This window comes from Acinetobacter sp. YH12211 (genome assembly GCF_013418015.1).
Taxonomy (GTDB): Bacteria; Pseudomonadota; Gammaproteobacteria; order Pseudomonadales; family Moraxellaceae; genus Acinetobacter; species Acinetobacter towneri.
This window is the reverse complement of sequence record NZ_VPCW01000030.1, coordinates 13,996-27,987: the sequence shown is the minus strand read 5'-3', so window position 1 is coordinate 27,987 and position 13,992 is coordinate 13,996. Positions and strand designations below refer to the sequence as shown.

Genomic DNA, 13,992 nt, shown 5'->3' with positions numbered 1-13,992 from the left:
AGAGTTGGGTGTATTTCTTCATTGTGTGCTTTCCAATTGCGAGTTGAAAAAGTCTAATGATTCTATGAATACACCTAACTTTTTCAACTGACTACAAATGTGTTGCACTTGGGATTTGAATCTGCGATTTATGTCATGCCGTAGTCATCAAAATGTCATAAATATGCAATAAACTGTAGTAAATGAATGACCTAACTGTAGGAAATGACGATGATTCAAAAACTAACACTTGCTGCTTTAATTGCTGCATCTTTAGCCTTGACTGCTTGTGCAAAAAAAGAAAGCGCACCTGCGACTGAAACTGATGCATCTTCTGCAGTTGTAGATAACGCTCAAGTTACACCAGAACAACAAGCTGCAATCGACGCAATTGACCAACCAATCTTGGATGAAGGCAACACCGATATTCCTGAAGACGTTGCAAATGCACCTGCTGACGTTGCGACTGCAGACACAGAAGTTGCTGCTTCTGAAGCGCAATAAGTGCTGAAAAACGACAAATTGTAGTAATTTGTTTAAAAGTCCCTGCTTTTGCAGGGACTTTTTTTTGAAAAAGGCGATTTGTTGCTGAATTGAAACAAATCACAGGGTAGAATAACCAACATTATTTGGGAGGATATTATGGCTCTTATTTCATTGCGCCAGCTCTTGGATCATGCCGGTGAACATGCTTACGGCGTTCCAGCGTTTAACGTCAACAACTTAGAACAAATGCGCGCAATTATGTTAGCCGCAGATGCAACCAATTCACCTGTAATTGTTCAAGCTTCGGCAGGTGCGCGTAAATATGCAGGTGCGCCATTCTTGCGTCACCTGATTTTGGCTGCAATTGAAGAGTGGCCACATATTCCAGTGGTTATGCACCAAGACCATGGTACAAGCCCTGATGTATGTCAGCGTTCGATCCAACTAGGCTTTTCATCAGTAATGATGGATGGTTCTTTGGGTGAAGATGGTAAAACACCAACGTCGTATGAATACAACGTCGAAGTGACGCGTCGTACTGTGCAAATGGCGCATGCGTGTGGTGTATCGGTTGAAGGTGAGATTGGCTGTTTAGGTAGTCTTGAAACAGGTATGGCAGGTGAAGAAGATGGCGTGGGCGCAGAAGGCGTACTTGACCACTCTCAATTGTTAACATCTGTTGAAGAAGCACGTAGCTTCGTTGCAGATACTAATGTGGATGCTTTAGCGATTGCTGTTGGTACTTCGCACGGTGCATACAAGTTTACTCGTCCACCTACAGGCGATATTCTTGCAATTGACCGTATTAAAGAAATTCATGCTGCGTTGCCAAATACACACCTTGTAATGCACGGCTCTAGCTCTGTACCACAAGAATGGTTGGCGGTGATTAACCAATACGGCGGTGACATCAAAGAAACTTATGGTGTACCTGTTGAGCAATTGGTTGAAGCAATTAAGCATGGTGTGCGTAAAATCAACATCGATACAGATTTACGTTTAGCTTCTACTGGTGCAATGCGCCGTATGATGGCAGAACAACCAAGCGAATTTGACCCACGTAAATTCTTCGCAAAAACTGTAGATGCAATGAAACAAATTTGTATAGACCGTTATGAAGCATTTGGTACTGCAGGTAATGCAGACAAAATTCGCCCAATTTCTTTAGAGAAAATGGTTGAACGTTACAAATAATTCTTAATTTAATTAAGAACTCGAAAGCCCACAGTCCTTGTGGGCTTTTTACTGATGAGTCCACAACTTCCAATCAAGAACAAAAACAATCCTCGAGCGTGTCATGGAACTGATTGTAGCCGCAGCCTTTTGTAGTGTACTGGTCTCTATTTTATTAAAAGTCTGCAAAACGCAGGGTTTTAACCCCATGCAGATGATTACATGGAATTATGTCAGTGCCAGTGTGTTGTGTTTTTACTGGTTTAAACCCAACTTGGGCACGATCTCAATCCAACATACGCCGTGGTGGCTCATTATTAGTTTGGGTGTGTTGTTGCCCTGTGTCTTTTTAGCATTAGCAAAATCGTTGGACAGCGCAGGTATTTTAAAAACTGAAATTGCACAGCGTTTGTCAGTGGTTTTGTCTTTAGCAGCCGCTTATTTTATTTTTCAGGAAAATTTTAGCCAACTGAAAATTGTGGGAATCGCGCTTGGGATTATCGCGGTCTTATGCATTTTGTATTCGCATCGTGCTGCAGTGCAGTCTGCTAAAGCGCAACAAGGCATCTTATATTTGAGCTGTGTTTGGTTGGGTTATGCACTGATTGATGTTTTGCTTAAATACACCACAGGTTTAGGACTGCAATTTGCAGTTGCACTGAATTTGATGTTTGTATGTGCTTTTGTTTTGGCGATGGCTTATATCTTAATCCGCGATAAAAGCATGGGCAGTATGCAAAATATCAGTGCAGGTTTAATTTTGGGTGCACTGAATTTTGCCAATATTGCCTTGTATGTCAAAGCTCACATGCTGCTCAAAGACAGCCCTGCAGTGGTATTTGCAGGGATGAATATTTTAGTGGTGCTATTTGGCGTGATCAGTGGAGTATTGTTCTTTAAAGAAAAGCTGAAAAGCACGACCACTATTGGGCTAGGCTTGGCATTGCTTAGTGTGCTTTGCCTCGCTTATGCCATGACGGTTTAAGATAACTCAACATAAAGCGAAAAGGATGTCGCAATAAATCTGCAGTTTCTGCAAGACCATGCAGCATTGTGGTTCTATCGCAGATCGGGCAGCGCAGGGTTGGATAGCTTGGTTTGGCTTGATATAAATACAGTTTTTTACAACGTCGGCATTCTAGTTTTAGCGGCATTAAATTGAGCATCATACACCTCATTTTTATTTTTGATAGAGATTGAGTACAGATTGCAAATATAGATAAAGCAAAATTCAGACCAAAAAATAGGGACAAATTTTGTCCCTAGTGTTATCGCATGTTTGTTTTACAGTTGCGTGAAAATCTCACGTTTATCAAGGCGTGATTTTGGCAGTTTGGCATTAAAATCTTGTTCACTACGATAGCCTAAACACAATAAAACCGAAGGAATCAGTCCTTGCTCAGTTAGTTGCAGTTCTTGAGTTAAAATTGCTTCATCAAAACCACCAATTGGCGTTGCGTCAATTCCTTCAATGCCTGCAGCCAAAAGCATTTGTCCGAGTGCAATAAAGGTTTGATTTTCTGCCCAACGCTGAATATCGCCTTTTTCATTGCGGTAGTAATCGACATAACCTGTGCGGCTGTCTTTCTGACCTTGTTTAGCGGCTTCATCTTTAAAGCGTCCACTAGCAGCATCCTGATTAAGCAGGTTTTCTAAATGTAATTCGCTAATGTCAGCTTTGGTGCAAAATAAAATGGTATGCGAAGCATCTAAAACTTTAGGGGCGTTATAGGCGTACTTTCCAACTAAAGCTTTAGCAATACGTTGTTTGGCTTCAGGGCGATCTGCAATAAAAAAATGCCACGGCTGAATATTAATGGAAGATGGTGCTAAACGCAGAATTTCTAATAAACGCTCAAATTGTTCTGCAGGAATAGTGCGACTCGCATCATAGGCTTTGGTCGTATAACGAGTTTGTGCAACGTTGAGCAAATCCATGAATCATCTCCATTTAAAGACTATATTTGGGGCAGGTGTGCGCCAAAAGCTTAACATGCCTCGCTATGCTAACGGAATGAATCCATGTGCTATTTATGCGGTTAAGATGAGATGAGCACGACATAAACATCTTTAAACTTAGTGTTAAATTCAATCATGCAAGACGTTTTCACTATTGGTTGTTTATAGCAAATAGGCGTTAAATATAAACTTGAGCATGGTGCATCCCAAAGGTGTATGGATGGAATATATCAATTATTTTAAGCGTAAATTAAAAACTCAGCAGCAAATTGGCTTATGGGTAGGTTTAGCAGATGCGTATGGTACTGAAATTGCTGCCAATGCAGGCTATGACTGGCTTTTAATTGATGGGGAACATGCACCGAGTGATTTAAGAACCACTTTGTCACAATTACAAAGTATTGCGGCTTATCCCTCTCAAGCGGTGGTGCGCCCGCCGATTGGCAGTGTGCAACTCATTAAACAACTGTTGGATATTGGCGTACAAACTTTGCTGATTCCTATGGTTGAAAGCGTTGAACACGCTGAGTTGATGGTCAAAGCGGTACGTTATCCACCTGAAGGTATTCGCGGCGTAGGCGCAGCTTTAGCACGTGCAACTCGCTGGAACAGTATTCCAAATTATTACGCGACAGCGCATGAAAATATTTGTTTGCTCATTCAAATTGAATCGGTCACAGGTTTAGAAAATCTGGATGCTATTTTACAAGTCGATGGGATTGATGGGGTGTTTATTGGTGCGGTGGATTTATCTGCCACGATGGGTTATGAAGGCAATCCGAACCATCCAGAAGTACAAGCCGCTGTGGTCGATGCGATTCAACGGATTCGTGCAGCAGGCAAAGCAGCAGGGATTTTATCGACCCAACATGAAGTGACACAAAAGTATTTGGATTTAGGCACAGAATTTGTGGCAGTTGGGGTAGATACCAGTGTGTTGATGACTTCGCTGCGTGAGTTGTTGGCTAAATATAAAGCTGATGCCGAAGTGATTAAAACGGAAGGTGGGTATTAATCTGCTAGCTGAAGAGATTTTGGCTAAAGAGGTTTTAGTTAGCTATGTTTAGCTAAGTACCTTTAGTGTTGTATCTATTATTTTTATGTAAAGATGTTGCGCTTAATAGTTCCAATGACTCAGTTGCCAAGTTGCTAAGGCTTGATTTGGTTCAACTACTAAAATTTGTGCAGCATCTGTGCGCCAATCGCCTAATACAATTCTAGGTTTGCCGTGTTCATTGTGAATATTTGGACGATGCGTATGCCCATGAATTAACACATCTGCATGCTGCAAGGCTTGTGACACAGCATCTGCATTTACGTCCATGACGTCATAACTTTTGACTTGATTGGCTTGCTGACTTTTTTTGCGGAAACCTTGTGCAAGTTTTTGCCGAAAAGCCAAAGGTGTTTTCTTTAAAATCCCTAAAATGATGGGATTGCGAATGATTTTACGGAATTTTTGATAGGACACATCATCGGTACACAGTGCATCGCCATGTTCTAAACGTACCTGTTGAGAACCAATATGCAGCGTGTACACATCGGGCAGGAGTTGTCCTGAAAACTGATCTAAAAATTTCTGACCCAAAGCGAAATCACGATTGCCGACAATAAAGTAAATTTGATTACCTGCTTGGCTAAATTGCTTTAAACGTGCAACAACTTCATCGAGCCACGCTGCGGTGTAATCATCGCCAATCCATGCATTAAACCAGTCGCCTAAAATATACAGTTGGGTGTTTTTATTTTGATAAGCGTCTAGCAAATCTAAAAACCCCCGAACAAGTCGAGGGTGATTTGGTGACAAGTGTAAATCTGCGATAAACAGATAGGTCACGAATTATTCCTTGGAATCTCCCGAAATCCCTCTTTTAAAAGAGGGATTTCTCCTCCCTAAACGAATTTTAAAGCAGTACTTTAAAATGATGTGCGTAAGCGAGGTCGGGTAAGATTCTTATTCAGCAATGATTTTTGCAGATTCAATCACCACATTTTCTAGTGGAACATCTGCGTGATAACCACGGTTGCCAGTACGCACGCCTTTAATTGCATCTACAACGTCCATACCTTCAACAACTTTACCAAACACGGCATAACCCCAACCTTGTGCAGTTTTGCCTGTGTGGTTTAAGAAAGAGTTATTTTTTACGTTAATGAAGAACTGTGCAGAAGCAGAGTGAGGTGCTTGGGTACGTGCCATTGCAATTGTACCAACATCGTTGCTTAAGCCGTTGTCTGCTTCGTTTTCAATCGCATCACGTGTTGCTTTTTCTTTGAAGTTTTCATCCATGCCACCGCCTTGGATCATGAAACCATCAATAACACGGTGGAAAATTACGCCGTCATAAAAACCATCACGAACGTATTCTAAGAAGTTAGCAACTGTAATTGGTGCTTTTTCAGCGTTCAATTCTAAAACAATACGACCTTTATTGGTGTTTAATTCGACTTGAGGAAAACTCATTGTGTAATCTCCTAAACATGGACACGAATGCCATGGGTTTTTTGGTTGAGAGAAGCATAAGCAAACTGTAAACTACAAGGCAAGTAAAAACGTTATTTTCTTTGTTAAAAACAAGGAAAAGCGTTCTAATGGGTGATGTATGCTTCACTACTGAAGTTTCTGTAACCTAGTTTATCCAATTTTATTTTAGAAGTGATTTTATTGCTATGAAGCCAAATGATGTTGTTGCATCTCTGCCAAACACCCCGACACCAAGTTCAAATGCCTCTGTCGATGCTGTGCAGCAAGAACAACAGCCGGGCTTAGACTTTATACGTCAAGTCATTACCGATGATATTGCGGCGGGTCGCACTCAGCAGGTGGTGACACGTTTTCCACCTGAGCCGAATGGTTATTTGCATATTGGTCACGTGAAAGCAATTTGCTTGAACTTTGGCATCGCACAAGAATATCAAGGGGTGTGTAACTTACGTTTTGATGACACCAACCCAGATGCAGAAGAACAAGAATATGTTGATGGTATTGCCAATGACGTGAAATGGCTGGGTTTTGAGTGGAATGGCGAACCACGCTATGCATCAAGCTATTTCGATCAATTATATACATGGGCAATTCAGCTGATCGAACAAGGCGATGCTTATGTCGATTTGCAAACCCCTGATGAGATTAAGCTCAATCGTGGTTCTTTTGTAGAGCTGGGTAAAAATTCGCCATATCGTGATACGCCAGTAGCAGAAAACTTGGCTTTATTTGAAAAAATGCGCAATGGTGAATTAGGCGAAGGTCAGGCAGTACTCCGTGCCAAAATTGATATGGCTTCACCAAACGTACACATGCGTGATCCGATTTTGTATCGTGTTTTACATTCATCGCATCACCAAACGGGCGATAAATGGAAAATGTACCCAATGTATGATTATGCGCATCCATTATCAGATGCCATTGAAGGCATTACTCATTCACTATGTACTTTAGAATTCCAAGACCATCGTCCATTCTATGATTGGGTGGTGGAAAAGGTGAAATCCGAGGCTGTGCCGCGTCAGTATGAATCTAGCCGTTTGAATATTGATTACACCATCACATCTAAGCGTAAATTGCGTAAATTGGTTGAAGGCGGTTTTGTGAAAGGTTGGGATGACCCACGTATGCCAACAGTGGTCGGTATGCGTCGTCGTGGCTTTACACCAGAAGGTTTGCGTGATTTCTGTAAGCGTGTAGGTGTGTCTAAGTCTGATGGTATTGTGGATGTGGCAATGCTTGAATATTGCATCCGTCAATCTTTGGAAAATACTGCAGCACGTGGTATGGCGGTGTTAAATCCACTTAAAGTGACTTTGACTAACTTGCCAGAAGCATTAGATTTGGTCCATGCACGTCATCCAAATGTAGATATGGGTGAACGTATCATTCCACTGACTTCTGAAATTTACATTGACCGTAAAGACTTTGAAGAAGTGCCGCCTAAAGGCTTTAAGCGTTTAGTGCCTGAAGGAGAAGTACGTTTACGTCATGCTTATGTAATCAAGTGTGATGAAGTGATTAAAGATGCTAACGGCGAAGTCATTGAGCTGAAATGTTCAATTGACCCTGAAACTTTGGGCAAAAACCCAGAAGGTCGTAAAGTAAAAGGCGTGATTCACTGGGTCTCTGCAAGTAAAGGCGTTGCGGCAGAAGTTCGCTTATATGATCGCTTATTTACTGAGTCTGATCCAGAAGTGGGTGATGATTTCTTGGCGAATTTAAACCCCGAATCGTTGACTGTGGTACAAGCCATTGTTGAACCTGCATTGGCAACAGCACAACCAGAAGATCGTTTCCAATTTGAACGTGAAGGTTATTTTGTTGCAGATCAGTATGATCACAGTGCGGAAAAACCAGTGTTTAACCGCATTTTAGACTTAAAAGACAGCTTCAAACCTGGCAAGTAACACCTTATTTAAGTTTTAGCTTGCAACTTGAAAGCCCAACTTGATCAATTCAGGTTGGGCTTTTGGTTTTATCTATTTGAGGTTTATAGAATATTTTGTGAGATATACAGTGTCGCTAAAATGACTGCGATTAGCGGTTTTTATGCTGTTCCTGCTTCATCAGGATTTGCGGTAACTGCATTTTGGCTTTATCGCGTAGTTTCTTCTTAATATAGAGCACTAAAGCAAAGCAAGTGGTGGTCAGGGTCAGCATCATACTGTTCATATAACTCATCAATGAACTGACATAACCAATGGTGGTTAAACGATCCATCATCTTAAATACTTGCGGGCTGCTTTCCACACCTGTAATTGCCCAAGTGCATAAATGTTCACAGTTATTCATAATCAGATGATAATTGTTTTCATGCATTCTGGAGCGCATACGGCGTACCACTTTGCGGCCTTTATACTTGGGCGCATGATACGACTGCACAATAATATTTTTGCCGTGACTAAACTTTTCAATACTGGTCATTTCAATCGGGTGTTTTTTAAAAAGATGTGCAAAACCCGAATAGTGAATCACGCGACCACGCCCGGCATAGATACCATGATGGCTATAGCCGAAGTGTTTCACAATTAAATGTGCCCCTAAAGGAAATCGTGTTTTCTGCTTGAGCATCGTACGCTTGACCAATAAAGTAACATGAGTAGAGAAAAGAAATCAGGTTTTATAGTGTACTGCGTCTGAAGCAAATATGCGATAACCCATTCAGTTATATGCACAATTTGTAACATAGCAGGTATGGAGATGATAATGTTTTGTTCTCGGTGGAAGTGCTTATTGCTCTGTTATTTATTCTGCACGCCTACTGCACAAGCGGAAATTCGCGCATGGACGGTTAACAACAGTAAAATCAATGCAGATGTGGTGGAAGTGACACAGTTGTCACAGTTAGGCTTATATCTGAAAGATCGGCAAGGGAAACCATATCTGCAAATTTCACAACTACAAAAAAATCTACAGTCTTGTGAAAACATGCAATTTGCCATGAATGCAGGCATGTTTCATCCAGATTATTCGCCTGTGGGTTTGTATGTGGAACAAGGACGACAACTTAAAAAGCTGAACCGACAGCAACAGGGATGGGGGAATTTTTTAATTCAGCCCAATGGTGTACTGGCGTGGAATCATCAACGGGTGTTTTTAGGAACAACCCAACAATATGCCAATCAAGCGTTCAAAGCGCAGTATGCGACACAGTCTGGCCCAATGTTAGTTATTAATCGCCAGTTAAATTCACGTTTTTTGGCAGACAGTACTTCTTATAAAATTAGAAATGGGGTTGGGTTAAAAGACCAAAGCCTGTACTTTGTGATTAGCAAGACGCCCGTAACTTTTCATCAATTTGCCACCTTTTTTAAAGATGAGCTGCAAACGCCAAATGCCTTGTATTTAGATGGTTCGATTTCTACAGCGTATATTCCGCAATTACAACGTCATACTCATCCACATCGCAATTTAGGTCCAATTTTAGCTTATATAGATCATCAAGGCTGTAAACCCTAACATTGGAATTTGGTTTTGGCTTGGCTGAATTTATTGTCCAATAAAACCTAAGGCTGTGCCTTGCATCCTGCAGATTTTGACTGCTTCTTCGCTTTTCATTTGTTTGACTTCATTTTCAAATTGCTTTTTTTGTTGTTTAAGTTGCTCATCTGAAATACCCATGTTTTTAGCAAAACTTTCCATTTTCTCCCAAGTTTCGGCACATTCTTTCGGCATTGGGCTACAGGCTGTTAAACTTAGGCTGAGTAGGGCAAGACAGCTAAGGCTAGTTTTTTTCATTGTCATTTTCTCTGTTTGAATAATTCGAATTTATTGGTGTAATGATTATGTGTAGAAATATTAGCGCATGATTATGAAGATATGATTGACTGCGTTTGAAAAGATTAGCGTTTTTGTGCAAGTTCAAGCACGTGTCGCGATTTATAAAATTTATCGTTCTAATATATATGCAGCCATTAAAAAAGGCACTTAGTTCAACTAAATGCCTTTTTTATCATATTCCATTACTGGAATGGTAGATGCTGGAGTTCATTTAACTCTTTGCGGCTATAACCTCGCGAAGCGAGAACCTTCTTAATCCCGATAATGACATCTTCATCTGTGGCTTTGGTTAAAGCTTCGAGAAGTTGTTCATTTGTCTTGCAAGAGCAATCATTTTCAACACAAGCAATTTGATTTTTATGCTCGTTTTGCTGTTCTGTAGAGAACAACTTTTGCCAAAAACTCATAGAGCCTTCATTCACAACCTAACATAGATCGAAATATAGCCAATATAAAAAATAAATCAAGTCGACCTAAGTGATAAAAGCAGCAATCGAGTTGCAGAATTTTCGATGATATTGCATTTTTTTAACGAAATTATGACAGCTAAAGGGCTTGTAATGCTTTAACTGATTCATTTACATCATAATATTTACAAGTGCTAAAAAGTAGAACTTGTAAATATTGAAGAATAATGCAACAAATTGTTTAAATCTTTTCCAGTAAAACACCCGACTCAACATGATGGGTGTATGGGAATTGATCAAACAGTGCAAATTGCGTCACTTTATGGCTTTGACACAAGGTTTTTAAATTGTCATGCAATGTGTCTGGGTTGCACGAAATATAAATAATACGCTTAAAACGCTGTAGGAGTTTTAAGGTGTCATCGTCAATTCCTGCGCGTGGCGGATCGACAAAGACCGTATCAAAATCATAACTTGCAAGATCAATGTTCGCTTCTTGCAAGCGGCGGAATTCACGCTCACCGTTATAGGCTTGAGTAAACTCTTCAGCCGATAAGCGTGCCACTTGAATATTCTCAATCTGGTTTTGTTCAATATTCCACTGCGCTGCATATACCGAAGATTTAGCCAGTTCTGTGGCAAGTACACGACGGAAACGAGTCGATAGCGGCAGGGTAAAGTTACCATTACCACAATAAAGTTCTAATAAATCTTGCTCAGAATATTCGGCAACCGTACATGCCCATTCCAGCATTTTTTGGCAAACTTGCGCGTTTGGCTGGGTAAAGCTGCTTTCAATTTGCTTATAGGTATAAGTGCGCTCAAAAACCTGTAATTGTTCAACTACATACTCATCGGATAGCACGAATTTTTGCCCACGGCTGCGTCCAATCAGTTTAATGTTTAATGCTTTGCTCAAAGCTTGGGCTGCAGGCTCCCAATCAGATTCAAGTTTGCGGTGATAAAGCAGTGAAACCAACATTTCGCCACTTAAAGTCGCTAAAAAATGCACTTCAAATAAACGAGCCGATAATACGGGATCGGCTTTCAGGGCGGTTAACAGCTTTGGCATTAATAAGTTAATGCTGCGGTCTGCAATCGGAAACTCATCTACACGAATAACTTTTTTCTGCTTATCTTCACTGCGTTCAAACATGGCATAAAACAGATCATCTTCAATATGCCAAATTCGGAACTCTGCCCGCATACGGTAGTTGTGTTCTGGTGAGGCAAATACTTGCAAGGCAGGCGGGTTATATTCGGCAAATTGGGCAGAAATACGGGCAACTTTTGCATCAAGTTGTTGCTGATAAGATGAGGTCATATGCAGTAAACATCACAAACACAGAGAAAGAGCGATGGTAACAAAGTTTTAAAGAGATACCTAAAACTATTATGAAAATGATGCAATGCTGCAAGATGTCAAAATAGCCTAAGCATGTTGATGACATCTTACAAGTGGAAAAATTTAGATACTGTAATTACTTTAAACTTGATGTAATTGATCGAACAATTGCTGCATGCCCTCAGTGGCAGTTTTGGAAATCCGTTGAAATTGAGCAGGAAGTTGGGCTTGCATGGCTTTTGGGTCAATATAATAAGCCTGACAATTTGCAGGAATTTCGTGTACTAATCCAGCAACAGGGTACACCACCAAACTTGTACCAATCACAATAAAAATATCGGCATCTTGAATCAAATCCAGTGCTTCTTCATAGGCAGGAACTGCTTCGCCAAACCAGACCACATGCGGACGTAAAGGATAGCCTTGTGGGCAAAGATCCTGTTGCAAGTTCAGCGAGTCACCTTCAATTGGAAAAAATTCTGTCGTGTATTGTGCATGAGGCCCTGAGCTTTTGGCTAAACGAATATTGCCGTGTAAATGCAAAACTTCTGAACTGCCTGCACGTTCATGCAAATCATCAATATTTTGGGTGATCACTTGTACATCAAAATCATCTTCAAGTTCAGCAATTAAGCGATGCGCCAAGTTAGGCTGCGCATTAAGAATGTTTTTACGACGTTCATTATAAAAGCGTTGGACTAATTCAGGATTCCTTGCCCATGCTTCAGGACTTGCGACATCCTCCACGCGATGTTTTTCCCATAAGCCATCACCATCTCTAAAGGTGTTGATTCCACTTTCTGCGCTCATGCCTGCACCCGAAAAAACCACTAATTTACGCATGTTTTATTCTCTTGATGGATGGTTAGATTTGAGTATAAGTGCCGAAAATAGAAACACAAATCTACAGCTCATTTTTTCAGAATTTTAAGTATCTAAATATGTGAAAGTTTAGTGCTGTCTATAACTTTGCTGAATAATTGAATCAAAGTTCACTTTTTATTGCTTGTTATTTCATTTTAATGATAGAACATAAAGTAAAGTAGTATGACGCTACAAAATCAAATATTGATGAACCAGAACCTATAATAATGTGCAGAGGATGCCATGTCACAACACAATCCATCGCCAAATCACACGCCTGCAACTCACAGTGAAAAAGTGAAATTTGATTGGAAAGACCCTTTTTTGCTTGAACAGCAATTGACTGAAACCGAACGTATGATTCGTGATAGTGCCTATGCTTATTGTCAGGAAAAATTACTGCCGCGGGTACGTGATCAGTTTAGACATGAAACGGTAGATCGCAGCATCTTCCGTGAAATGGGTGAGCTTGGTTTGTTAGGCCCAACCATACCTGAACAATATGGCGGTGCAGGTTTAAATTATGTGAGTTATGGATTAATTTCACGTGAAATTGAACGGGTCGATTCAGGCTATCGTTCTATGGCAAGTGTACAAAGCTCATTGGTGATGGTGCCAATTTATGAGTTTGGCAGTGAAGCACAAAAACAGAAATATTTACCCAAACTCGCTTCGGGTGAATGGGTGGGATGTTTCGGTCTGACTGAACCTGATTTTGGCTCCGACCCTGGCAGTATGAACAGCAGAGCACATAAAGTTGCAGGCGGTTATCGTTTACACGGTGCGAAAATGTGGATTACCAATAGTCCAATTGCCGATGTATTTGTGGTGTGGGCAAAAGAAGTTTCGGCAGATGGGCAGGTGGGTGATATTCGCGGTTTTATTTTAGAAAAAGGTTGGGATGGACTTTCTGCGCCAATCATTCAGGGCAAGGTTGGTCTACGCGCATCAATCACAGGTGAAATTGTCATGGACAATGTTTTTGTGCCTGAAGAAAATATGTTACCTGAAGTGCGTGGTTTAAAAGGGCCGTTCACTTGTTTAAATAGTGCACGTTATGGCATTGCTTGGGGTGCTATGGGTGCGGCTGAGTTTTGTTGGCATACTGCGCATCAATATACGATGGATCGGATTCAGTTCGGACGTCCTTTGGCGGCCAATCAGCTCATTCAAAAGAAACTTGCCGATATGCAAACCGAAATCGCGCTGGGTTTACAAATTGCTTTACGTTTTGGTCGTATGAAAGATGAGGGTATTGCTTCACTCGAAGGTACTTCGCTGATTAAACGCAACAACTGTGGCAAGTCCTTAGAGATTGCTCGTATGGCGCGCGATATGCTTGGTGGGAATGGTATCAGTGATGAATATGGCGTGGCGCGGCATTTGGTCAATTTGGAAGTCGTGAATACCTATGAAGGGACGCACGATGTGCATGCGCTAATTTTAGGTCGTGCGCAAACGGGTATCGCGGCTTTTGCCAATTAAATCTAGATCTAAACTAAATCTAGGTC

At 41.0% G+C, this 13,992-nt stretch carries 16 protein-coding genes; 7 read left to right on the top strand and 9 right to left on the bottom strand.

What is annotated here, in order from left to right:
• Positions 1 to 210 precede the first annotated feature (210 nt).
• The 3 genes from FTU98_RS11795 to FTU98_RS11785 all read left to right on the top strand — a co-directional run bounded on the left by FTU98_RS11795 (position 211) and on the right by FTU98_RS11785 (position 2,623).
• Positions 211 to 483: a hypothetical protein gene (locus tag FTU98_RS11795; RefSeq protein WP_131260911.1), complete on the top strand. Its 273-nt coding sequence runs from the start codon at positions 211 to 213 to the stop codon at positions 481 to 483.
• A 138-nt stretch (positions 484 to 621) separates the two neighbouring features.
• Complete coding sequence (gene fba / locus FTU98_RS11790; protein ID WP_004973298.1) at positions 622 to 1,659, top strand: class II fructose-bisphosphate aldolase; 1,038 nt, start codon at positions 622 to 624, stop codon at positions 1,657 to 1,659.
• 103 nt (positions 1,660 to 1,762) lie between these two features.
• The gene (locus tag FTU98_RS11785; protein WP_180051457.1) at positions 1,763 to 2,623 is read left to right on the top strand and encodes a DMT family transporter; all 861 of its coding nucleotides are present in this window, start codon (positions 1,763 to 1,765) and stop codon (positions 2,621 to 2,623) included.
• Here FTU98_RS11785 and FTU98_RS11780 read toward each other — a convergent pair.
• Both FTU98_RS11780 and nfsB read right to left on the bottom strand, forming a co-directional pair.
• Positions 2,586 to 2,807, bottom strand: a complete 222-nt coding sequence (locus FTU98_RS11780) for a hypothetical protein (RefSeq protein ID WP_081402487.1) — start codon at positions 2,805 to 2,807, stop codon at positions 2,586 to 2,588. The genes FTU98_RS11785 and FTU98_RS11780 overlap by 38 nt on opposite strands.
• Before the next feature lie 115 nt (positions 2,808 to 2,922).
• The gene (nfsB, locus tag FTU98_RS11775) at positions 2,923 to 3,576 is read right to left on the bottom strand and encodes an oxygen-insensitive NAD(P)H nitroreductase (RefSeq protein WP_004973304.1); all 654 of its coding nucleotides are present in this window, start codon (positions 3,574 to 3,576) and stop codon (positions 2,923 to 2,925) included.
• 241 nt (positions 3,577 to 3,817) lie between these two features.
• On the opposite strand from nfsB, the gene hpaI reads away from it, so the two are divergent.
• Positions 3,818 to 4,612, top strand: coding sequence for a 4-hydroxy-2-oxoheptanedioate aldolase (gene hpaI / locus FTU98_RS11770; protein WP_096900940.1), 795 nt, complete (start codon positions 3,818 to 3,820; stop codon positions 4,610 to 4,612).
• A 102-nt stretch (positions 4,613 to 4,714) separates the two neighbouring features.
• Here the strand turns inward: hpaI and FTU98_RS11765 are convergent, their stop codons facing one another.
• On the bottom strand, positions 4,715 to 5,434 hold the full coding sequence (locus FTU98_RS11765) for a UDP-2,3-diacylglucosamine diphosphatase (RefSeq protein ID WP_154320706.1): 720 nt from the start codon (positions 5,432 to 5,434) through the stop codon (positions 4,715 to 4,717).
• 117 nt (positions 5,435 to 5,551) lie between these two features.
• Positions 5,552 to 6,061, bottom strand: a complete 510-nt coding sequence (locus tag FTU98_RS11760) for a peptidylprolyl isomerase (protein WP_004973310.1) — start codon at positions 6,059 to 6,061, stop codon at positions 5,552 to 5,554.
• A 206-nt stretch (positions 6,062 to 6,267) separates the two neighbouring features.
• Between FTU98_RS11760 and FTU98_RS11755 the strand changes: the two genes are divergently transcribed.
• Positions 6,268 to 7,992, top strand: coding sequence for a glutamine--tRNA ligase/YqeY domain fusion protein (locus FTU98_RS11755; RefSeq protein ID WP_180051456.1), 1,725 nt, complete (start codon positions 6,268 to 6,270; stop codon positions 7,990 to 7,992).
• A gap of 130 nt (positions 7,993 to 8,122) precedes the next feature.
• Here FTU98_RS11755 and FTU98_RS11750 read toward each other — a convergent pair whose 3' ends face one another.
• Complete coding sequence (locus FTU98_RS11750) at positions 8,123 to 8,656, bottom strand: lecithin retinol acyltransferase family protein (protein WP_096900868.1); 534 nt, start codon at positions 8,654 to 8,656, stop codon at positions 8,123 to 8,125.
• A 135-nt stretch (positions 8,657 to 8,791) separates the two neighbouring features.
• On the opposite strand from FTU98_RS11750, the gene FTU98_RS11745 reads away from it, so the two are divergent.
• A complete protein-coding gene (locus tag FTU98_RS11745) occupies positions 8,792 to 9,544 on the top strand; it encodes a phosphodiester glycosidase family protein (RefSeq protein ID WP_225530198.1) in 753 nt (250 codons plus the stop codon).
• A 30-nt stretch (positions 9,545 to 9,574) separates the two neighbouring features.
• Here FTU98_RS11745 and FTU98_RS11740 read toward each other — a convergent pair whose 3' ends face one another.
• The 4 genes from FTU98_RS11740 to FTU98_RS11725 form a co-directional block, all read right to left on the bottom strand.
• A complete protein-coding gene (locus tag FTU98_RS11740) occupies positions 9,575 to 9,823 on the bottom strand; it encodes a hypothetical protein (RefSeq protein WP_004973320.1) in 249 nt (82 codons plus the stop codon).
• 224 nt (positions 9,824 to 10,047) lie between these two features.
• The gene (locus FTU98_RS11735) at positions 10,048 to 10,272 is read right to left on the bottom strand and encodes a hypothetical protein (protein ID WP_004973321.1); all 225 of its coding nucleotides are present in this window, start codon (positions 10,270 to 10,272) and stop codon (positions 10,048 to 10,050) included.
• 241 nt (positions 10,273 to 10,513) lie between these two features.
• Complete coding sequence (gene trmA, locus FTU98_RS11730) at positions 10,514 to 11,596, bottom strand: tRNA (uridine(54)-C5)-methyltransferase TrmA (protein ID WP_179997361.1); 1,083 nt, start codon at positions 11,594 to 11,596, stop codon at positions 10,514 to 10,516.
• A 162-nt stretch (positions 11,597 to 11,758) separates the two neighbouring features.
• The gene (locus FTU98_RS11725; protein WP_004973326.1) at positions 11,759 to 12,460 is read right to left on the bottom strand and encodes an NAD-dependent deacylase; all 702 of its coding nucleotides are present in this window, start codon (positions 12,458 to 12,460) and stop codon (positions 11,759 to 11,761) included.
• A gap of 264 nt (positions 12,461 to 12,724) precedes the next feature.
• On the opposite strand from FTU98_RS11725, the gene FTU98_RS11720 reads away from it, so the two are divergent.
• On the top strand, positions 12,725 to 13,966 hold the full coding sequence (locus FTU98_RS11720) for an acyl-CoA dehydrogenase (RefSeq protein WP_180051455.1): 1,242 nt from the start codon (positions 12,725 to 12,727) through the stop codon (positions 13,964 to 13,966).
• Positions 13,967 to 13,992: the final 26 nt, after the last annotated feature.